This window comes from Vreelandella halophytica, assembly GCF_968193635.1.
Window position 1 is genome coordinate 2,846,364 of sequence record NZ_OZ309107.1, and the last position, 21,582, is coordinate 2,867,945.

Genomic DNA, 21,582 nt, shown 5'->3' on the forward strand with positions numbered 1-21,582 from the left:
CTTAGCTTCCGGAAACCGAGCCCAGCGCCCCGAGGCAGTAGTATTTGGTTTCGAGGTACTCGTCGATCCCGGTGGCGCCGCCCTCGCGGCCAAGGCCGGACTGCTTCACACCGCCGAAGGGCACCGGCGGGCCGGTCATCTTGACCGAGTTGACGCTGACCATACCGTACTCGAGCGCGCGCATCAGTTTCCAGATGCGGCGGATATCGTGGGTATAGACGTAGGCCGCCAGGCCGTACTCGGTGTCGTTGGCCATGGCGATGACCTCGTCGTCGCTGGCGTAGGCCGTGATACCGGCCACCGGGGCGAAGTTCTCCTCGCGCCAGACCTTCATCTTCGGCGTGACGCCTTTGAGCAGTACCGGCATGAAGTAATTCTCCCCCGGCGCATCTTGCTGGTCGCCGGCCACCAGGGTGGCGCCCTGGGAGATCGCGTCGTCGACGATGGCGGCGGCTTTCTCCACCGCCTGGCGGTGAATCAGCGGGCCCAGATCGCTCTCGCTGTGCAGGCCGTTACCCACGGTAAGTGCGGCCATGCGCTCGGCAAACTCGGCAACGAAGGCGTCATGGATCGATTCGTGGACCAGAATGCGGTTGGCGGCCAGGCAGTCCTGCCCGGCGGTCTGGAACTTGGCGTTCACCGCGGCATAAGCCGCCTCTTTCGGGTCCATGTCCGGGCCGACGATGAACGGCGCATTGCCGCCAAGCTCCAGGGAAAGCCGCTTGACGGTGTGGGCGCTTTGCTCGATCAAAAGCCGCCCGACCCGGGTGGAGCCGGTAAACGAAAGCGCGCGAATGCGCGGTTCGCTGCACAGTATTTTGGAAACCTCGGCGGGCTCGCCCAGCACCACGTTGAAAATGCCGGCGGGAATGCCGGCGCGCTCGGCAAGCTCCGCCAGCGCCAGCGCGGAAAACGGCGTCTCGTTGGCGGGTTTGATGATCACCGGGCAGCCCGCCGCAAGCGCTGCGGCGGCCTTGCGGGTGATCATCGCAAGCGGGAAGTTCCAGGGGGTGATCATCGCCGCGATTCCCACCGGCTCCTTGATCGTGCCAAGCGTTGCGTTGGGAATATGACTGGGAATGGTCTCGCCGTAGGTGCGCTTGCCCTCTTCGGCGAACCAGCGTACGAAACTGGCCCCGTACTCGACCTCGCCCCGGGCGTCCGGCAGCGGCTTGCCCTGCTCCAGGGTCATGATCATCGCCAGGTCTTCGCGGTGCGCCTGGATCAGATCATACCAGGCGAGCAGCCGCTCGCAGCGCTCGTCGGCGCGCAGCAGGCGCCACTGGCCGAAAGCATTTTCCGCCGCATCCACGGCGGCGGTGACCTGGCGGGCCTCGAGAAGCGGGATATGACCAATGACCTCGTTGGTGGCCGGGTCGACCACGGCCTCTTCGCGCCCGCCCTCGCCGTGGGTCCATTGACCGTTCACGTAGGCGTACTGGCGGAAAAGACGCGGGTCCTCCAGTCGTTTGGCAAGCGTTGTCGATAGCGTGGTCATGAACATTTTCCTTAAGCCGTCTCGTTTAAAGCACGGCCTGGCTGCGCGTGAACGATCGGCAGACGACGCAAAACGTGCCGCCTGCCCTTATTTCAGCCTAAGGAAAAACGCGCACGAAGTGTTTTTGAAAACCCGCACAACGAGCGGCCCTTTTTTTGCCAGCCCCGCTATTAACGCTACTTTTTTTGGCGAGCACACTTCGCGAAGGACCGAAAGCGATTAAAACGCAGGTTTCACGGATATGACCAAGCCATGGTCCGCGCTCTTTGGTGCTAATATCCTCCCAAGGGCTTTCAGCCAAATTTACCAGCCCTTGAATTAGGAATTTCCCTTTCTCTTCGCGCAGTAGCTCAGAAAAGCGATAACCTACGAGATCACTGTGTACCGACTGCCCTACTTCCAGCTGCTGGCCCAGACCAATGGCACCTCCACGGTCAAGGAGCGCTACGATATCGACCGCCACGACCGGCGGCTTCGCACGTTGCGCCTGCTCAGCGCGCTGCTGACGATTTTTTATTTCTCCTACATTCCCGTGGACATCTATCTACTGTCGGACACCGGCCTGCACTCGGCGATAATGCGCTTTGCCGTGGCCACGCCGCTTGCTACCTTCATGTTCTGGTATCTAAAACGTCCCGTTCCCATTCGTCATAAGGAGCTTGCCAGCACCATCATGGTCAGCCTGGCCCTGCTGGTATGGTGTTTGGGCCTGCTGGGCACCAGCGACCCGCGCGTACTGCACTACTTCTACGCAGGCCTGGTGTTTCAGCTCGCGCTGGCCATCGTGCTGGCCCACCCGTTCGAGTACACCCTGGTCGCCTCGCTCTTCAATTGCGTATGCATTTACACCGTCATCTGGTTTTTACCCGGCGCCAATACGGAGTACGTGATCAATCACCTGGTGGTGGGCGTGCCCACCTTGATATTGACCCTGTTGGCGAACTACCGCTTCTCGACGGAATCGCTGCAGCTCTATTTACAGCACGCCAACGCGGAAGAGCTCCGCGTCGAGCTTGCCAAACGTAACGAGACGCTGGACCGTCTTTCTCACCTGGACCCGTTGACCGGGCTCGCCAACCGCCGGGGCCTGAACCGGCACGCCGCTTCGCTGACGCGCAATCGGCGCGTACCGGACAAGTTCGCGGCGGTCATTTTGATCGACGTGGACCATTTCAAGGCGTTCAACGACGCCTACGGCCATGACGAAGGCGACGCCTGTCTGCAACAAATCGCCCGGGCCATTCAAAGCGCCTGTGGCCGGCACGATACGGCCTGCCGATACGGCGGCGAAGAGTTTTTGGTCCTTCATACCGATAGTTCGGACAGCGCCAAAGCGGGGGCCTTGCTGGCCGAGCAGATACGGGCCGGCGTCGAAGCGCTCGCGATCGTCCACCAGGCCTCCCACACGGGGTACGTGACGGTCAGTGTGGGCGTCTGCACGGGGAGTCTGGAGCACGGCGAGGGGTTACCGCGTTTGATCAAAGCCGCGGATCAAGCGCTTTATACCGCGAAAGGCGCCGGGCGCAACCGGGTGGGCGAAGGCCCTTACGGCGACCCGGACGATATTCAGCTGTCGCTTCTAAGCGACGATTAGAGGATATCCGCGGCGCCGATCTCGACCGCGCTTTTCTTCACCGTCTTGGTGACGATGTAGGTAAAGTAGCGCTCGATACCGGCATCGGAGACCAGCCATCGATCCATCAGCCGCTGGTAGCTATCGATCGAGCGCGCCTCGAATTTCACCAGGTAATCGACGCCGCCGCCCACCGCGACACACTCGGTGGCCTCCGGGGTTTCCTGCACCAGCGCCTCGAAGCGCGTAAAGCTCTCCGCGTTATGCGCTTTTAGCTCGATCTGCACCCAGACCGTATTGCGCGGCACCAGCACGTCCGGGTTGATGCGCGCGGTATAGCCCTCGATCACCCCCGCCTGCTCCAGGCGCTTGACCCGCTCCCAGCAGGGGCTGATCGAAAGATTGATCGCCTCGGCCAGTTTGGACTTGGTGATGCGCCCATCCCGGCCGAGGATATCGAGGATTTTCAAATCGAAGCGGTCGAGTTTTAGCACGCGGTTACTCACGCCTCCAAACGGTCGACGACATCGGCGATCACCGCCAGCGTGTCTCCCATATGGATCAGCGACGGGGCGCGCCGGGCCATCAAAATGCCGTCGCGCTCGGCCTGGTAGGCCACGGGCTCGGTACCGCTTCGCGCCATATCGTAAACGTAAGCGATGGTTTGGCCTTTTTTCACGGCGTCGCCCAGCGCCACGGTCAGCTCCAACACGCCTTCATGCTGGCTCTGTACGTAGCAGCTCGCATCGGGCATATCGAGATAGACCTGGCCATCTTTGGGCATGGCGACCTCGCCCGACACCAACCCGTAGTGAATCAGAAAGTTGCGCACGCCCTGCTCGGTGATCGCCATGCTCTGCGGGGTCGAGGTGCCGCCGCCGCCCAGTTCGGTGGCCACGAACGTTTTGCCCTGGCGCTCGCAGGCGGTATCGAAGAGTTTCTCGGCGTCGAGCTCGAACATCACCATGGCGTAGGGCGCGCCAAACGCCTTGGCGCCCTCGAGTGCCACCTGCTGCTGCGCTTTGTCATCCAGCACGTGGGAGGCGGCGAAGGGCAGAATGTCCAGCGTGCGCCCGCCAGAGTGCAGGTCCAACACCACGTCGCTCATCGGCACCAGCACCCGGGTAAAGTAGTCGGCAATTTGCGCGGTCACGCTACCATCCGGATTGCCGGGGAAGCTTCGGTTCAGGTTCCCCTTGTCCATCGGCGAGGTCCGCGTGCCCGCCATCACCGCCGGCGTATTCATGCAGGGCACGATGATGACCCGGCCGGTGACGTCTTGCGCTTTCAGCGCGCTGGAAAGCTTGAGCAGCGAGGTAATGCCTTCGTATTCGTCGCCGTGGTTACCGCCGGTCAAAAGCGCGGTGGGGCCATCCCCGTTTTTCACCACGGTCACCGGGATCATCACCGCCCCCCAGGCCGAGACGTCCGTCGAAATAGGCAGCTTCAAAAAACCGTGCTGAACGCCGTCGGCCTCGAAGTCGACGGTGGCGGAAACCGGGCTTGGCCGTTGCGTGTTCGTCTCAGAGCTCATCACTGTATCCTTGGTCGATTCGTTCATCGGCGGCGTTACTTGACGAACAGCTGGCGAGGGAAGTTCGCCAGTGTCTCGCAGCCGGTTTCGGTAATCAGAATGCTTTCGGTGATCTCCAGGCCCCACTCGTCGACCCAGAGACCGGGCATGAAGTGAAACGTCATGCCGGGCTTGAGAATCGTATCGTCAGAGGGGCGCAGGCTCATGGTGCGCTCACCCCAGTCCGGCGGGTAGGAGAGCCCGATCGAGTAGCCGCAGCGCGCCCCGCCCCGGTCGAAGCCGTACTTGTCCATCGCCGCCCCCAGCGCCATCGCGATATCCGCGGTGCGGTTGCCGGGTTTGGCCACCGCCAGGCCGTTTTCGATTCCTTCCAAAAGCGCGGATTCGGCGCGGATGAAATCCGTCGGCGGTGTGCCCAGAAACACGGTGCGCGACATCGGCGCGTGGTAGCGCTTGAACACCCCGGCGATCTCGAAAAAGGTGCCCTCGCCTTTACGAAACGGCGTGTCGTCCCAGGTCAGGTGCGGGGCGGCGGCGTCCTTGCCGGTGGGCAGCATCGGCACGATGGCCGGGTAGTCACCGCCGAAGACCTTGCCGGTTTCGTCCACGAACCCTTCGATACCCACCCGATAGATTTCGGAGACCAGCTTGCTTTTGGGAAGCCCGGGCTCGACGACTTCGATGATCCGCGAGTGCATGCCCTCGACGATTTTACCCGCCACGCGCATGTAGGCGATTTCCTGGGGGGATTTGATGGCCCGACACCAGTTGACCAGCGCGTTGGCGTCCATGAAACGCGCGTGGGGCAGCTCGCGTAAAAGGCTCTGGTACGCTTTGGCGGAGAAGTAGTAGTTGTCCATCTCCATACCCACCACGCCAGTGTGCCAGCCGCGCCCGGGCATCACCGATTGGGCTAGATACTCCATCGGGTGCATGTCCGGGTTTTGCACGTAGTAGTCGGGGTAATAGGTGATGTTGTCCGGGTCGATCCAGCAGGTGCGAAGCGCCCCGTTGGCGTCCATACGGCGCCCGAACCAGACCGGCTCCCCTTCCAGGCCCACCAGCACGCACTGATGCACGTAGAACGACCAGCCGTCATAGCCGGTTAGCCAGGCCATATTGGAGGGGTCGCTGACGATCAGCACGTCGATGCCGCGGCCGGCCATTTCTGCACGCACCTTCCAAAGGCGATTGGCATACTCTTCGCGAGTGAAAGGCAGGGAAACCTCATTCATCGAGTAACTCGCCCTTAAAAATCACTAAAAACCAGCTTGCTGGGCCAATGCAGCGACGCTTTGGCGCGAGCGCCGCCAAAACGTCGTCTTTAGCCGATACTAGCACCCACCCTTGGCTACTGGTCAAAGCCTTTATCAAAAACCCCTTTGGGGCGCGAATCGATGCCCACCAGGGGGTTAGAGAAGACATCCACCGCCTGGCGCTACTTTTTACGCGCAAGGCGGCTTCTCAAAAGTTCGAGTACGGCGCGCTCGTCCGGGCCGGTCAGATCGTCGTGTTCGAGCTCGACGTCGACCAGCTGACGAAAGTTTTCCAGCGTCTGGCCGTCCAGGTAGCTCTCCACGACCCGCGGGTCGATATAGCTCGCCTTGGCGATACTCGGCGTATTGCCCAGCGACTTGGCGACCTTTTCGACGGCCTGGCGCACGTTCTTTTCGCTGATCTTTTCATCGTCGTCGAAGCCCAGCTCCTCGAGCGCCAGGGCGGCAATCGAGGTGCCCGCCCAGGTGCGAAAATCCTTGGCGCTAAAGGCTTCGCCCATCACCTCGTGGATATAGTCGTTGAGATCCTGGCTATCCACGCGCACCTTGTTGCCGTTTTCGTCGAAGTATTTGAAGATTTCATAGCCTGGCGTGTCGTCGAGCTCGGCCACCACGCTTGCCAGGCGCGCGTCCTCGACTACCCGGTGCTGGTTTTGGCCACTTTTACCCCGGTAGTCGAAAATCAGCTCGTCGCCATCGATGGTCAAGTGCTTGGAGCGCATGGTGGTGAGTCCATATGAGTCGTTTTGCTGACGGTAGCGCTCGCTGCCCGGGCGGAAGTAGGCGCTGTCGATCAGGCGCACCATGCAGGCCAAGACTTTCTCCCGGGGAAGGCCTTTTGGCGCAGGTGCTGGCCGGTCACCCGGCGCATCGGCGTAAGCTTTTGGGCGAAGGCGATCATCCGATCGAATTTCTTCGCCTCGCGCTTCTCGCGCCACTTGGGGTTGTAAACGTACTGCTTGCGACCGGCGTCGTCGCGGCCGGTGGCGTAAATGTGATGGCGCTTATCGAGCGTGATCTCGACGTCCCGCCAGGCCGGTGGAATGGCAAGCGATTTGATCCACTCGCGCCACTGGGTGTCCTTGAGCGTTTCACCGTCTTCGGTGCGGTAGGTAAAGCCCTTGCCACTGCGTTGGCGGGTGACTACTTGGGCGCTGGTCGTCATGCTGGATCTCCTTTCCCGATGGCGAAAGCGCGCCTTTGAGCGCGCGCCGGGGCACGGCCGCCTCCTTGCAGCCCTTACCCCACTTAACCCATGATAGCTGGTAACCCGCAACATGCGATTTCGAGGAGCGCTTCATGAAAATAGTGGTACATACCGACCAGGCCCAGCAGTGGCAAGCCGCCCTTTTAGAGGCGTTCCCGAAGGCCACCGTGCTCACAAGCGACGCCCCAAAGGCGGATCGGCTGGGCGCCGACTATCTGGCGGTCTGGAAAGCGCCGGGCTATTTACTGGCCGAGCAAACGGCGCTCAAGGGCATCATCAACCTGGGCGCCGGCGTAGATCATCTTTTGAACACCCCCGAGCGCCCCGCCAATGTGCCGATCGTCAAACTGCGCGATGCCGGCATGGGCGAGCTGATGGCCGACTACGTGCTTTACGGGGTGCTGCACTTTTACCGCAGCATGGACCGCTACGCGGCCCAGCAGCCCAGCGCGCAGTGGCAAACCCAGGAAGTCGTGGAGAAATCCCAGTGGCCGGTCGGCGTTTTGGGCCTGGGGGCAATCGGCCGCTCGGTGGCGGCGGCGCTTTATCAGTCGGGCTTTCCGGTGCTCGGCTGGAGCCGTTCGCCAAAGGAGTTGAAAAACGTTCGCTGCCTGCACGGCGAGGCGGGCCTCGATGAGCTTTTAAGCCAGGTACGCAGCGTGGTGACCATTTTGCCGGACACCCCGGCGACCCGGCATATTTTAAACGCCGAGCGTCTTCATCGACTGCCAAAAGGCGCCAGCGTGATCAACCCGGGCCGGGGCAGCTTGATCGACGAAAACGCGCTGATCGAGGCGCTGGGCGATGGCCAGGCGCCGGGGCATTTACGCGGAGCGCTACTCGATGTGTTCGAGCAGGAGCCGCTGCCCGCCGAGCATGCCCTGTGGCAACATCCGCGTGTTATTATTACGCCGCATATGGCGGCCCCCACGCCGCTTGTGGATGCCATCGACCAGGTCATCTCCTACCTTCACGCCTTCGAGGATGGAGAGTCACTTGCCACGGTCAACCCGGAAAACGGCTACTAGCGCACGCCAGATGCCCATAATGAAAGGCCTGACGTGAACGAAGTGCCTGGTTCGAGGCTCTTAGGGACGATTTGCACACAAAGGAGTGGAACCTGTGCCCCGTATTTTGAAAGCGATGTCCAAACCCCGACGACTCGGCGCGTTGCTGCTCGCCGCCCTGGGGATGGGAAGTGCCCCTACCGCCGTCTCCAGCGAAGAGACGGGCTTCAACGATCCGCGCCCTTTTGAAGCGCGCTACCGCCTCGAGGTTCGCAACTGGCCCGGCGCTACGGTGCGCCATACGCTGAGCCAGGAAGGAAGCCACTGGTTGAGCAGCATGCGCTTCTCCGTCGCCGTTGCCAAAGGCGAGGAGCGAAGCCGCTTTACCGTCGACGATGACACCACCCGTTCGCTTTTGTACTCGAGCAGCTACTCGCTGTTCGGCGTGGGCGATAGCTACCAACTGGGTGAAAGTGAACTCACGGCACTCGACCGCCAGGCCGCACTGTTCGACCTTTCCCGCCGCGCCGGTTCTGAAGAGTGCACCCAACGGGCGCCCTGCGAACTCGAGTTTCTCGATCATCGCGGCCGCGACGAACATTTTCAGTACTATACCAACGATACCGCCACCGTTGACGTACCCGCCGGCGAGTTCGATACCCAGAGCGTGACGCTTACGGATGTCGAGAAACCCGACCGCCATATGGAAATCAGCTTCGCCCCCGAGTGGCCCGGGCTGATTCTCTCGGTGGAGTACTTCAAGGACGGCCGCCGGGATACCGCGATCACGTTGACCGAGTTCACCCCAAGCGATGGCGCCGCCCCCTAAATGCTCACGGGTTTATTGATCGTTCTACTGCCCCTGATCGGGGGCTATCTGGTGCGCGTTCGCTCACCCTACCTCCAGCACCTGATCAACCGGGGCGTTAGCGCTTCGGTGTATCTCATTTTGCTGCTGATGGGCGTAAGCCTGGCCGGGCTCGAAAACCTGGCCGGCGAGCTTTCGCGCCTGGGCGCAAGTGCCCTGATACTTTTCAGCCTTACCGCCGTGTTCAACCTGGCAGCCCTGGGGTGGCTATCACGCCGGATGGCCCTCAAGGCCGGCACCTCACCGGTGGTCAAGGATGCGCCGGCCAGCAAGCTTGCCGCTATGCAAGGGTCGCTGTTGTTGCTGGTCACGGTGGTGGCCGGGGTGGCCGCCGGGCTTTTGCTCGCCCCGGTTCTGGGCCGCGGCGTATTTGCCACGGCGGATACGCTGGCCGAGTGGGCGCTTTACGCGCTGCTTGCGCTGATTGGCTGCCAACTGCGCAACTCCGGCATGGCGCTCAAGCAAATTCTGCTCAACCGGCTGGGGCTTGCCATCGCGGTGACGCTTGCCGCAAGCTCGCTGCTGGCCGGCGCTGTCGCCGCGCCGCTTCTCTCGCTAAGCGTGAGCGAAGGCCTGGCCCTGGCCTCGGGGTTTGGCTGGTATTCGCTGTCCGCCATTTTGATCGGCGACCAGCTGGGGCCCCTGCTCGGCGGCGTTGCATTTTTCAACGACCTGGCCCGGGAGCTTCTGGCGTTTATCTTGATTCCACTGATCATCCACCGCCACGCCGCCCTGGCCATCGGGTTCGGCGGCGCCACCTCGATGGACTTCACTCTGCCGGTCATCCAGCAGCACGGCGGCGTGGCCTGCGTGCCGGTCGCGGTGGTCAGCGGATTCATTTTGTCGCTTCTGTCCCCTCCCCTGATACTCTTTTTTCTCTCGCTATCCCCTTAGGGTCTGTGACACACGGCGCCCCGCCGCCGTGTGTCAAAGCCTCGGTATCTTTCAAATCGAGCTTTTCGCATCAGACCTTCCCATCGAACATTGCAAATCAACGCCCTGCTTAACTCTCTTACTTTCCTTTCTACCCTCGAATCATTTTGTTCTCGATTTAAAAAAACAAAAACTTCAGCCTCTATCGAATGCTAACCGGTGTTATAAAAAGCACTCTAACGTCATGCATTAAAAGCATTTGTTTTAACTCAACCCAAGAGATTGCTAAGTATAAATCAACAAAACAATAAAAATATTGGTTAACCAACGTTATGGATAGCCAAAAGCTTACAGCTTTATTATTTTTTTCGACTAAAGTAATAGAGAAAACCCGCCACAGTGCTTGGCGCGGGCGGTCGACAGGAACGTCGCCGAGATAATGAGTTATCTAATCCAACAGTATCTACCATGATAACCGGGGAGGTTGAGCATGGACGAGGGGGTATTGGGCAATAAAAGCAGTCATAAAGCCGATTCTCAAGTGAGTTCAAAAATAAACTATAAAACGCCAACATCTTATAAAATAAACACTTCCTTGAATGCCCGCTTGAAGACGACGCGTTATAACTCAGAAAAAAACGTCATCGGACGACATCGGACAACTTCAGATAACACTTCGATTACTCGCCGCCCACCGTTTGACGATTCGCCCTCCAAATCAGTACTTTTCGTTACCACCGAGATGAGCGACTTCGTCAAGGTGGGTGGGCTGGGTGACGTTTCCTCGGCCCTCCCTCGGGCCCTATCGGCACATCACGATGTCCGCGTACTGATTCCGGGTTACCGCGATATCCTCACCGCCGATGTCGTGATCACGCCGGTCGGCGAGCTTGCCGCCTTCGCCGACTTGCCAGCGTGCAAGATCGGCCAGATCACTTGCCGCGACGGTCTGATCGTCTACGTCCTGCTCTGCCCGGAACTCTTCGATCGCGAAGGCACGCCCTACGGGCGCGGCTCCAGCGGCTACGGCGATGGCCAAGACACCGGCTGGGCGGATAACGACATCCGCTTCGCCCGGCTCTCCAAGGCAGCGGCGGATATTGCCCAGGGCCTGGCGGGGCTCGATTGGCAGCCCAAACTGTTGCACCTGAACGACTGGGCCTGCGGCCTCGCCCCGGCTTATCTGCATTGGCAGAACGCGCCGATGCCCTGCATCTTTACGATTCACAACCTGGCCTATCAAGGGCTTTTCGACGGCTCCCGGCGGGCGGCGCTGGGCATTCCAGAGCACGCCTTCAATATCGATGGCGTCGAGTATTACGGCGATCTCTCCTTCATGAAAGCCGGTATCAACTACGCCTCCCGCGTCACCACGGTGAGTGCCACCTACGCCCAGGAGATCACCACGCCCCAATTCGGCTGCGGGCTGGACGGCCTTCTTCGTTGCAAGGCCGACCAGGGGCGCTTGAGCGGTATCCCCAACGGTATCGACGACTCCTGGGACCCGCGCACCGACAGCCATCTGATTCAGGCGTTCTCCTCCAACGATTGGCGCGGAAAGCGCGCCAACGCCGATTACGTACGCCTGCGCTACGGGTTATTACCGGGTGCCGGGCCGCTGTTCGTGGTGATCTCGCGCCTGGTTCATCAAAAGGGGCTGGACCTGACCATCGAGGCCACCAAGGCGATCGTCGAGGCCGGGGGGCAAATCGTTTTCATGGGCTGCGGTGAGCATGACGTGGAGCAGGCGCTTCGCGCGCTGGCGCGGCGCTATCAAGGCGCCGTGGCCGCCTATATCGGCTTCGACGAGTACCAGGCGCGCTGCCTCTTCGCCGGCAGCGATTTTCTGCTCATGCCTTCGCGCTTCGAACCCTGCGGGTTGAGCCAGATGTACGCCCAGCGCTTTGGCTCGCTGCCCATCGCCCACCGCACCGGCGGGCTTGCCGATACCATCGAGGACGGGGTGACCGGTTTTCTGTTCGACGACATGCAGTTCGGAAGCTACATGCGCGCCATCCAGCGCGCCTTCGCCGTACATAAATGCACGGACCTTTTTAACGCCATGCGCGGCGCCGCCATGACCGGACGCTACCACTGGCGCCAGTCCATCATTCCCTACACCAGGCTCTATCAGCAGGCCATCGAGGCCGAACGCATCACGACGCAGCGTCTTTGAAGGAGTCGAAGCGATGCAAGAACGCAGTCAGCGCCCCGCCCTGGGGGCCAACGTGCTCGACGACGGTCGAACGCGGTTCGTTCTGTGGGCACCGGATGCCGAACAGGTCGAACTCGAGGTACAAGGATTCGAGCGGGTCACCATGGCAAAAGAGGCCAATGGTTGCGTCAGCGCCGAGCTTGCCTGTGGCCACGGCGCGCGCTATAGCTACCGGGTCGTCACGCCGGAAGGCACGCTGAACGTCCCCGACCCGGCCGCCCGGGCTCAGGCAGGAGATATTCATGGGCCGAGCGTGGTGATCGACCCGGCCCACTATGTCTGGCGCCACACACAATGGCGGGGCCGGCCCTGGCGAGAAACCGTGCTTTACGAGCTTCATGCGGGCGCACTCGGTGGGTTCGACGGCGTGCGCGCGCACCTGGGCCACCTGCAGACGTTGGGCGTCACCGCCATCGAGCTGATGCCGGTGGCCGCTTACCCCGGCACGCGCAACTGGGGATATGACGGCGTGCTGCCCTACGCGGTTCAGGCAAGCTACGGCACACCCGACGAGTTGAAAGCGCTGATCGATGAGGCCCACGGCCTGGGGCTCTCGGTCTTTCTCGACGTGGTGTACAACCACTTCGGCCCGGACGGCAACTACCTGGCCCACTACGCCGCCGGCTTCTTTCGCGACGACGTCGACACCCCCTGGGGCCCCGCCATCGACTTTCGCGCGCCCATGGTGCGCCGCTTTTTCATCGACAACGCCCTGATGTGGCTCACGGAGTACCGCCTGGACGGGCTGCGCTTCGACGCCGTGCACGCCATCGGCGAGCAGGATTTTCTGGTGGAACTCGCCGAGACGATTCGCCGAGTGATCCCCACTGATCGCCACGTGCACCTGGTGCTCGAAAACGAGGCCAACAGCGCCTCGCTGCTCGAAGCGCCGCTATTCACCGCGCAGTGGAACGACGACTGGCACAACGTGATGCACGTTTTGCTAACCGGCGAAAGCGAGGGCTATTACGGCGACTTCACCGAGGCGCCCACTCAGCGCCTTGCGCGTTGTTTGAACGAGGGGTTCATCTACCAGGGCGCGGCCTCGCGCCACGGGCGGCCCCGCGGCGAGCCCAGCGCTCACCTTACCCCCACCGCGTTCGTGGCGTTTTTGCAAAACCACGACCAGACCGGTAACCGGGCGCTGGGCGAGCGCCTGAGCGTGCTCGCCGACCCGGATGCGCTGGCCGCGGCCACCCTCTTGCTGCTGCTCTCGCCCATGGTGCCGCTTTTGTTCATGGGCGAAGAGTGGGGCTCGAAGCGCCCGTTTCTCTTTTTCACCGATCACAACGAAACCCTGGCCGAGGCGGTGCGCGAAGGGCGCCGGGCGGAGTTCGCCGACTTCGCCGCGTTCAAGGACGCCAAGGCTCGCGAGCACATCCCCGACCCCAACGCCCCCGACACCTTCGATGCCTCGCTGCCGGATTTCCAGGCGCGAACGCTAGCGCCCCACCATGCCATCCTCGAGCGCTACCGCACGCTTTTATCCCTGCGCCATCTCCAGGTCGTACCGCGCCTGGAAGGGGCAAGATCGCTGGGGGCGGATGTTTTGGGCGACAAAGCCGTACTCGCCCGCTGGCGTCTGGGCGACGGCGCACAGCTGGTGATCGCGATCAACCTGGGCGAGACCGACGTGGAGAGCACAATGCTTGAAAGCCAGTCGCTGCGCCTGGAAACGCATTTATGCGAAAGCCGCGACGGCGTGGCAAGCACCGCCGAGACGGGCCGGCTGCCCCCGCGCTCGGCGGCGGCGTGGCTGATGACCGGCGAACACGGAGACACGCCATGAATACTCCCCTTCAGGATCTTGCTCAGGCAGCCGGGCTGCTGCTCGAGTGGGAGGACAGCGATGGCGCCGCCTGCCGGCTCTCCCTGGATGCCCAGCACCGTCTGCTCGATAGTCTTGGCTTTGCCACCGACTCCGCCGCCGCGATCGCCGAAAGCCACCAACGCCTGGCTCGAATGAGTGCCTGGCGAAGCCCGGATGACTGGCCGGCGCTGATTACCGCAGATGTCGACGCCCCCACCCCGCTCCCTTCGCCGCTTGCCCCGGGCACACCGTTCGCCCTCGTTCTGGAAAGCGGGGAGCGCCGTGAGGGGACACTCGATGAGGCCTCTCGCGTGCCCGCCATCGACGCGCCGGGCTACCACCGGCTGACGATCGAGCGCGCCACGCTCACCCTGGCCGTAGCGCCGCCGCGCTGCTTCACCCCGGCGGATGCGGCCCAAAGCGCACCGCCACGGCTTTGGGGTGCGGCGGTTCAGCTCTACGCACTGCGCCGGCCCGGCGACGGCGGGATCGGGGATCTCGAGGCGCTCGCCCAAAGTGCTGCTCAGCTTGGGGAGCTGGGGGCGGACGCCCTGGCGATCAGCCCCACCCACGCCATGTTCAGCGCCAATGTGCATCACTACAGCCCCTACTCCCCCTCCAGCCGGCTGCTTTACAACGTGCTTCACTGCGCCCCGGAGACGCTGCTGGGCGAGACCGCGGTCGCACGCGCCAAGGCGCATGGTCACACGCAGCAGAAACTTGCCGCCCTCGAAGCCGAGGCGTTCGTTAACTGGCCGGAGGCGGCCCGGGCCAAGCTTGGCTGGCTGCGTTTTCTGTACGATGACGTCATCAACGGCGATGACCCGCAAGCGCGGCAATGGCGCGACCAGTTGCAGGCGTTTCGCCAGGCCGGCGGCGAGGCGCTCGAACATCACTGCCGCTTCGAGGCCCTTCAACAGATCAACGGCCCCGGCGACTGGCACGCCTGGACAGAGGCCTTGCGCGATCCGCAAAGCGAAGCGGTCACGGCCTTCGCCCAACGCCATACCCTCGAGATCGGCTTTCACGCCTTTCTCCAGTGGCTCACCGCCGAAGGGCTCGAGCGCGCGCATCAAAGCGCCCGGCAAGCGGGCATGAGGGTCGGGCTGATCGCCGATCTGGCGGTCGGCGTCGACCCGGCGGGCAGCCAGACCTGGAGCCGCCCGGGCGAGATGCTCGACGGCCTTTCGATCGGCGCGCCGCCGGATCTGTTCAACGCCGACGGGCAGGACTGGGGCCTTGCGGCCTTCTCGCCCTGGGGGCTCGTGCACTCGGGCTTTCAAAGCTTCATCGACATGCTGCGCTGCGGTTTCGCCCACGCCGGCGGGCTCAGAATCGATCACGTTTTGGGCCTGCAGCGCCTGTGGCTGGTGCCCGCGGGTGCTTCACCAGGCGCCGGTGGCTATCTGCGCTACCCGCTAAAGGATCTGCTGCGCCTGGTCGCGCTGGAGTCCTTTCGCCACCAGGCGATCGTCATCGGCGAGGATTTGGGCACCGTGGCACCGGACTTTCGCGAGGCCCTCGCCGCCCGGGGCATTCTCGGCATGCAGGTGCTTTGGTTCGAGCAGGACGACCAGCAGCGCTTTCTGAGCGCTGACCAGTGGTCCGACGCCGCGCTTGCCACCACCACGACCCACGACCTGCCAACGGTGGCGGGCTGGTGGGCGGGCCGCGACATCCAGTGGCGAAGTAAGCTCGGGCTCTTGAAGCCCGACCAGAGCAGCGCAACCGAAGAGGCTGCCCGCAAACAGGAGCGAGGGCGCCTGGCGAGCACTATCGGGCTTCTCAGCGCCTCGTCCGCCCCTGACGCGCTTGCCGCCGCCGACATTCCCGCCTCGCGGGTGATCGATGCCTGCCTTGACCACCTGGCCGCCACCTCGGCACCGCTGGTGCTGATTCCCATCGAGGACATTCTGGGTCTGGAGGAGCAGCCGAACCTGCCCAACAGCGGCGAGCAGCACCCCAACTGGCGCCGCCGCCTGGCCGCCGACAGCCCGTCGCTTTTCTCCTGCCTGCAAACACGCCAGCGTCTCGAGCGTTTTGCCCAGGCCAGGCGCCAGCGCCCCATCGATTCGCCGGCGTCCGAAGCCGAGCCTAAAACCGCGCCCAGCAAGGGGCCTTTCCATGAATGAGATTCGCGCAACGCTTCGGCTCCAGTTTCACAAGGGCTTCACGCTTTGGGATGCCGAGCGTTTGGTGGCGCACTTCGCCGCGCTCGGGGTGAGCCACCTCTACGCCTCGCCGCTTCAGGCCTCGCGGGCGGGCTCGCCACACGGCTACGACGGCGTCGACCCCACGCGTATCGACGACGAAGTCGGTGGTGAAGCGGCGCTCAAGGCGCTGGTCGAGACGCTTCGCGCCCACCAGATGGGGCTGGTACTGGATATCGTGCCCAATCACCTCGCCGTGGGCGGCTCGGAAAACCCCTGGTGGCAGGACGTGCTGACCTGGGGTGAGCAGAGCGCCTATGCCGGGTTTTTCGATATCGACTGGGATTCCCCCGACCCGCTGTTGAAAGGCAAGCTGCTGGCGCCGTTTCTGGGCGCACCCTACCAACAGACGCTGGCCGCCGGCGAGCTTTGCCTGCGCTTTGACCAGGGCGGCTTTCACGTTGCCTACCACGAGCACCGCTTTCCCATCGACCCGCGCCATTACGGCGACATCCTGCGCTTCGCCGAGCACAGCGCGCTTCATGAGCAGGCCGCGTTTTTCGACTCCCTGGCCCATAAGGCGCCCCCGGCCATGCAGGCGGGCCAGGCCTGTGCCCAGTTGAACCAGGTGCTCGACGCGCCGGACGCCCGCGCCTGTCTCGAGGGCGTACTGGCGTTATTCAAGGCAAGCGACCCGCATGGCATGACCCGGCTGCACGCGCTGCTTTCGCGCCAGCACTACCGGCTGGCCTACTGGCGCACCGCCAGCGACGAGATCAACTGGCGGCGCTTTTTCGATGTTACCGAGCTTGGCGGGCTACGCATCGAAAACCCCGGGATCTTCGACGCCGTGCACGCCCTGCCGCTTCGCCTGGTAAAAGAAGGCTGGGTGGATGGCCTGCGCATCGACCACGTCGACGGGCTGGCCGACCCGCGAGGCTACTGCCTGCGCCTGCGCAGCCGGCTGGACGCGCTGGAGGCGAGCCGACCCACCGAGGCGCCGCGGCGGGTGGCGCTGTATGTCGAGAAAATTCTCGGCGTCGGTGAAACGCTGCATACGGATTGGGGCGTGGACGGCACCAGCGGCTACGAGTTCATGAACGAGGTGTCGGGGCTCATGCACGACCCGGCGGGGGAGCAGCCCTTTCGCGCATTGTGGCGCGACGTCAGCGGCCGCGCGCTTACGTTCATGGAGGAAGTACGCCAGGCCCGGGGCGAAATCCTCACCTCGTTGCTGGCAAGCGAATACGCCGCCTGCGCCCGGGCGCTTCACGCGGTGGCCCGCGCCGGTCTTTCGCACCGCGACATCACGCTGGGCTCTATCCGCCGGGCGCTGTACGCCCTGGTGGTGCACTTTCCCATCTACCGCAGCTACGCCGATGACAGCGGCCGCCCCCCGGCGGACGAGGCGTTTTTTCAGGAGGCGATGGCCGGGGCCAGACGCGCGCTGAGCCCGCCGGATCGCGACACCCTCGAGGCGCTGGCGCGCTGGCTGGGGGGCGAAGCACCCCGAGGCTGCACCGACAAGGCCGAGCGCGCGCTCAGAAACCGCGCCATCGTGCGCTTTCAACAGCTCACCTCGCCGGTGGCCGCCAAGGCGGTGGAGGATACGGCGGGGTATCGCAGCGCCGCGCTGCTATCGCGAAACGACGTGGGTTTCGACGGCGAACACTTCCACCATACGCCGGCGCGCTTTCACGCCGCCAACGCCCAGCGCGCCCAGGCGTTTCCCTCTGCCATGGTGACCACCGCCACCCACGACCACAAGCGCGGCGAGGACGTTCGCGCCCGGCTTGCTGCCTTGAGCGAACACGCCCCGCGCTTCACGCGTCTTGTGGGCGAATGGCGCGCCCTGGCCGCGCCCTTGCGCCAGACGCTTGCGGACGGTGTGGCGCCTTCGCCCGGCGATGAACTGCTGCTTTACCAGATCATTGTCGCCGCCTGGCCGCCCACCCTCGCCCCCCGGGACACCCAGAACACACAGGATACCCAGGCCATGGCGACGTTCATCCAGCGCCTGGGCGAGTGGCAGCAAAAGGCGCTGCGCGAGGCGAAGCTTAAAAGCCACTGGCTCTGGCCCAACGACGCCTACGAGCAGGCGTGCCGGCGCTTTTTGGAGGGGCTTCTCACCACGCCTGCACTGCGCGACGGCCTTCACCGCGCGGCGCGAATGCTCGATCTGCCCGGCGCGGTTAACGGCCTGACACAAACGGCGCTGCGCCTGAGCGTGCCCGGCGTCGCCGACCTTTATCAGGGCAACGATTTCTGGGATTACAGCCTGGTCGACCCGGACAACCGCCGCCCGGTGGATTACGCCGCGCGACAGGCCGCGCTTTCAAGCGCCCCGGCTCTAGAGCAGGCGCTGGAAAGCTGGCCGGACGGGCACATCAAGCAGTTGGTGACGGCCAGGCTTTTGGCCCTTCGAGGCCGCTATCCGGCGCTGTTTTTAAAGGGTAGCTATCAGCCCCTTTCAGCCAGCGGCGAGCACGCCGAGCGCGTGGTGGCGTTTCTTCGCCGCTATAACGGGCAAACGCTGCTGGTGGTGGTCCCGCGCCTGAGCGCGGCGCTGCTGGATTCGAGCGACCAGCCCCTGCCGCACTGGGGCGACACGCGCCTCGAGGGCGTGCCGGGGCGCTGGCGTAGCGTACTGACCATGGCAAGCGTGGCATCCCAGGGCGAGGCGATCCCGCTTGGTGAGCTGCTGTCCACGCTGCCGGTGGGGGTATTTCTAAATGAAGACAGTTCGGGGAGTGACGGCGACGCGAACGCTTTCACCCCCGATGAGCAATGACAGCGCGCAAGGCGCAGGGAGAGTTGAAATGATCGATGAAGAACGTGTCCGGCAACTGGCCTACAGCATCTGGGAAGCCGAAGGACGCCCGGAGGGCCAGCAACAACAGCACTGGGAGCGGGCGCGAAAGATCGTCGCCGCCGAACAACACGCCGAAAGCGATGCCCAGGACGAGCTGCTCGCCCCCCTGGACGAGCCGCCGATCATGGAAGAGGACCTGCCCCTGGAGGAAGACGAGCGCGGCATCGAAGAAAGTCGTCTGCCGCTGGATGAGCCGGAAGACGATTTCGATGCCATCTCCCCCCAGGACGAGGCCCGCTTAAACGAAGTCAGCGACGACCTGCCGGTTCAGGATCGTGGCCACGCCCCGGGCGTCGAGCCAGTGCCCGCCCCGGAGCGCTCGCGCGTGAGTGCCGGGGCCAAACAGAGTGACAAAGCCGGAGCGACACCGCCGGCCAAAAAGGCGGCGCCGCGTAAGCGCTCGCCTAAAACTGAAAAATAGCCACTTTCCCCGTGTTGGGCCGGGGCGGTGTAAGCCGCCCCCTGCGAGCCACCAGGGCTCAAGGAATGAAGACGATGACGATAAGCCAGACGCCGCGGGATGGCGACAGCACCGTAGCCGCCGATGAATCGCCTAGCGTGATACGCCGCTCCCGCGTGCACGAAGGGTGGTCTTTTCCGCTGGGCGCGACCTGGGATGGGCTGGGAGTGAATTTCGCGCTTTTCTCCGCCCATGCCACCCGGGTAGAGCTTTGCCTGTTCGACGCCAGCGGCGAGCACGAGATCGAGCGCATCGAGCTTCCCGAGTACACCGACGAGGTATGGCACGGCTATCTACCGGACGCGCGCCCGGGTCTGCTTTACGGCTATCGGGTGTATGGCCCCTACGCGCCGCAACAGGGCCACCGCTTCAACCATCACAAGCTCTTGCTCGACCCTTACGCCAAGCAGATCGTCGGCGAAATCCAGTGGGATGACGCGCTATTTGGCTACACCATCGGCCACGAAGACGCGGATCTGAGCTTCGACGAGCGCGACAGCGCCCCGTTCATGCCCCGCTGTAAAGTGGTCGACCCGGCCTTCACCTGGGGGCGCTCGCGAGAAGTACAGCTGCCCTGGGATCACACCATCGTCTATGAGACCCACGTGCGGGGCTACACCATGCGCCACCCCGCCGTGCCCGAGGCACTGCGCGGTACCTTCGCCGGGTTGATGGTCAATGACGTAGTGGGCTACATCCGTTCGCTGGGCGTCTCATCGATCGAGCTTTTGCCCATCCATGCTTTCGTCGACGATCAGCGCCTGCAGGAGCAGGGGCTGCACAACTTCTGGGGTTACAACACCCTGGGGTTCTTCGCCCCCCACTCGCGCTATCTCTCCGGCGAGAGTGTCAACGAGTTCAAGGAGATGGTGGCCCGTTTCCACGCCGCCGACATGGAAGTGATTCTCGATGTGGTCTACAACCACACCGCCGAAGGCAACCAGCTCGGCCCGACGCTTTCGCTCAAGGGGATCGATAACGCCTCCTACTACCGGCTGATGCCGGAAGAGTCGCGCTACTACATCGACGACACCGGTACCGGCAACACCCTGAATCTGAGCCATCAGCGCGTGCTGCAAATGGTCACCGACTCGCTGCGCTACTGGGCCACCGAAATGCGCGTGGACGGTTTTCGCTTCGACCTGGCCACGATTTTGGGCCGCGAGCCCCATGGCTTCGACGAAGGCGGCGGCTTTCTAGACGCCTGCCGCCAGGACCCGGTGCTCGGCCGGGTGAAGCTGATCGCCGAGCCCTGGGACTGCGGCCCCGGCGGCTATCAGGTTGGCGGCTTTCCCCCGGGCTGGGCGGAGTGGAACGACCGTTACCGCGACTGCGTGCGCGCCTTCTGGCGCGGCGACGAAGGCCAGCTTCAAGAGCTTGCCGCCAGGCTGATGGGCTCGGCGGATATCTTCAAGCGCCGGGGGCGGCGTCCGTTCGCCTCGGTGAATTTCGTCACCGCCCACGATGGCTACACCCTGTACGACCTGGTGGCCTACAACGACAAGCACAACGACGCCAACGGCGAAAACAATCAGGATGGCCACGGCCACAACATCTCCTTCAACCACGGCGAGGAAGGTCCCACCGAGGATAGCGAGATCAAGGCGCTGCGCCTGCGCCAAATCCGCAACATGATCGCCACGACGCTGTTTTCCCAGGGCACGCCGATGCTGCTGGCCGGCGACGAACTGCTGCGCACCCAACAGGGCAACAATAACGCCTACTGCCAGGACAACGAGATCAGCTGGCTCGACTGGAACCTCGAAGGCGACGCCCACGCCATGATCGAGTACGTCCGTCGAGTGAGTGCCCTTCGCCTTCGCTACCCGATTCTACGTCGCGGCCGCTTTCTCAGCGGCGAGTACAACGAGGAGCTCGGTCTCAAGGAAGTGACCTGGCTTGCCGCGGACGGCGACGAGATGAGCGTGGAGCGCTGGGAAGACCCGAGCCTGCGCGTGCTGGGGCTTCTGCTCGACGGCCGCGCCCAGCCAAGCGGTATCCGCCGGGCCGGGGCCGATGACACCCTTTTGCTGCTGTTCAACGCCGGCGATGAGGACGTGCGTTTCACCCTGCCCGAGCCAGCCCAGGGCCGCTGGCACTGCCGTCTGGACAATGCCCGACCGGATGATCTGGAACTCGACGCCCCCGACGAGGCGTTTGCCCTGGCCAGCCATTCGCTGGCGCTTCTGGAACTCGTCAGCGCCACCGGCCCCCGCGCGCCTGGCCGTTAGGTCCATC

16 protein-coding genes are annotated in these 21,582 nt (G+C 63.5%); 10 read left to right on the plus strand and 6 right to left on the minus strand.

Features of this window, described 5'->3' with window-relative positions; translation table 11 throughout:
* Window position 1: 1 nt before the first annotated feature.
* Window positions 2-1,498, minus strand: a complete 1,497-nt coding sequence (locus tag ACWHXT_RS13165; RefSeq protein WP_447956168.1) for an NAD-dependent succinate-semialdehyde dehydrogenase — start codon at window positions 1,496-1,498, stop codon at window positions 2-4.
* Window positions 1,499-1,877: 379 nt separating this feature from the next.
* Between ACWHXT_RS13165 and ACWHXT_RS13170 the strand changes: the two genes are divergently transcribed.
* A complete protein-coding gene (locus tag ACWHXT_RS13170; RefSeq protein ID WP_447956169.1) occupies window positions 1,878-3,092 on the plus strand; it encodes a GGDEF domain-containing protein in 1,215 nt (404 codons plus the stop codon).
* On the opposite strand, the gene ACWHXT_RS13175 is transcribed toward ACWHXT_RS13170, so the two are convergent.
* The 5 genes from ACWHXT_RS13175 to ACWHXT_RS13195 all read right to left on the minus strand — a co-directional run bounded on the left by ACWHXT_RS13175 (window position 3,089) and on the right by ACWHXT_RS13195 (window position 7,047).
* Window positions 3,089-3,565 carry an Lrp/AsnC family transcriptional regulator gene (locus tag ACWHXT_RS13175; RefSeq protein WP_447956170.1) on the minus strand — a complete coding sequence of 159 codons (477 nt, stop codon included), beginning with the start codon at window positions 3,563-3,565 and terminating at the stop codon, window positions 3,089-3,091. The genes ACWHXT_RS13170 and ACWHXT_RS13175 overlap by 4 nt on opposite strands.
* Window positions 3,566-3,573: 8 nt before the next feature.
* Entirely contained in the window at window positions 3,574-4,605 is a 1,032-nt protein-coding gene (gene doeB, locus ACWHXT_RS13180; protein ID WP_447956171.1) for a N(2)-acetyl-L-2,4-diaminobutanoate deacetylase DoeB, read from the minus strand.
* 35 nt (window positions 4,606-4,640) lie between these two features.
* Window positions 4,641-5,840, minus strand: coding sequence for an ectoine hydrolase DoeA (doeA, locus tag ACWHXT_RS13185; protein ID WP_447956172.1), 1,200 nt, complete (start codon window positions 5,838-5,840; stop codon window positions 4,641-4,643).
* Window positions 5,841-6,043: 203 nt separating this feature from the next.
* Entirely contained in the window at window positions 6,044-6,688 is a 645-nt protein-coding gene (locus ACWHXT_RS13190; protein WP_447958047.1) for a DNA topoisomerase IB, read from the minus strand.
* Entirely contained in the window at window positions 6,676-7,047 is a 372-nt protein-coding gene (locus ACWHXT_RS13195; protein ID WP_447956173.1) for a hypothetical protein, read from the minus strand. Before ACWHXT_RS13195 ends, ACWHXT_RS13190 begins: the two co-directional genes overlap by 13 nt.
* Window positions 7,048-7,181: 134 nt before the next feature.
* Here ACWHXT_RS13195 and ACWHXT_RS13200 point away from each other — a divergent pair, with 134 nt between their 5' ends.
* From ACWHXT_RS13200 to glgX, 9 genes are all read left to right on the plus strand, one after another.
* Entirely contained in the window at window positions 7,182-8,117 is a 936-nt protein-coding gene (locus tag ACWHXT_RS13200) for a 2-hydroxyacid dehydrogenase (protein ID WP_447956174.1), read from the plus strand.
* A gap of 94 nt (window positions 8,118-8,211) precedes the next feature.
* Window positions 8,212-8,925: a hypothetical protein gene (locus tag ACWHXT_RS13205; RefSeq protein WP_447956175.1), complete on the plus strand. Its 714-nt coding sequence runs from the start codon at window positions 8,212-8,214 to the stop codon at window positions 8,923-8,925.
* Entirely contained in the window at window positions 8,926-9,858 is a 933-nt protein-coding gene (locus ACWHXT_RS13210) for a lysine exporter LysO family protein (RefSeq protein WP_447956176.1), read from the plus strand.
* A gap of 469 nt (window positions 9,859-10,327) precedes the next feature.
* Window positions 10,328-12,013 (plus strand): glycogen synthase GlgA, encoded by a 1,686-nt coding sequence (gene glgA, locus ACWHXT_RS13215; RefSeq protein WP_447956177.1) that lies wholly within the window; start codon window positions 10,328-10,330, stop codon window positions 12,011-12,013.
* A 13-nt stretch (window positions 12,014-12,026) separates the two neighbouring features.
* On the plus strand, window positions 12,027-13,841 hold the full coding sequence (treZ, locus tag ACWHXT_RS13220; protein WP_447956178.1) for a malto-oligosyltrehalose trehalohydrolase: 1,815 nt from the start codon (window positions 12,027-12,029) through the stop codon (window positions 13,839-13,841).
* Window positions 13,838-15,994, plus strand: coding sequence for a 4-alpha-glucanotransferase (gene malQ / locus ACWHXT_RS13225; protein WP_447956179.1), 2,157 nt, complete (start codon window positions 13,838-13,840; stop codon window positions 15,992-15,994). Before treZ ends, malQ begins: the two co-directional genes overlap by 4 nt.
* Window positions 15,987-18,803 carry a malto-oligosyltrehalose synthase gene (treY, locus tag ACWHXT_RS13230; RefSeq protein WP_447956180.1) on the plus strand — a complete coding sequence of 939 codons (2,817 nt, stop codon included), beginning with the start codon at window positions 15,987-15,989 and terminating at the stop codon, window positions 18,801-18,803. Before malQ ends, treY begins: the two co-directional genes overlap by 8 nt.
* A gap of 28 nt (window positions 18,804-18,831) precedes the next feature.
* Entirely contained in the window at window positions 18,832-19,305 is a 474-nt protein-coding gene (locus ACWHXT_RS13235) for a DUF2934 domain-containing protein (protein WP_447956181.1), read from the plus strand.
* Between the two features lie 74 nt (window positions 19,306-19,379).
* The gene (gene glgX / locus ACWHXT_RS13240) at window positions 19,380-21,575 is read left to right on the plus strand and encodes a glycogen debranching protein GlgX (protein ID WP_447956182.1); all 2,196 of its coding nucleotides are present in this window, start codon (window positions 19,380-19,382) and stop codon (window positions 21,573-21,575) included.
* Window positions 21,576-21,582 lie beyond the last annotated feature (7 nt).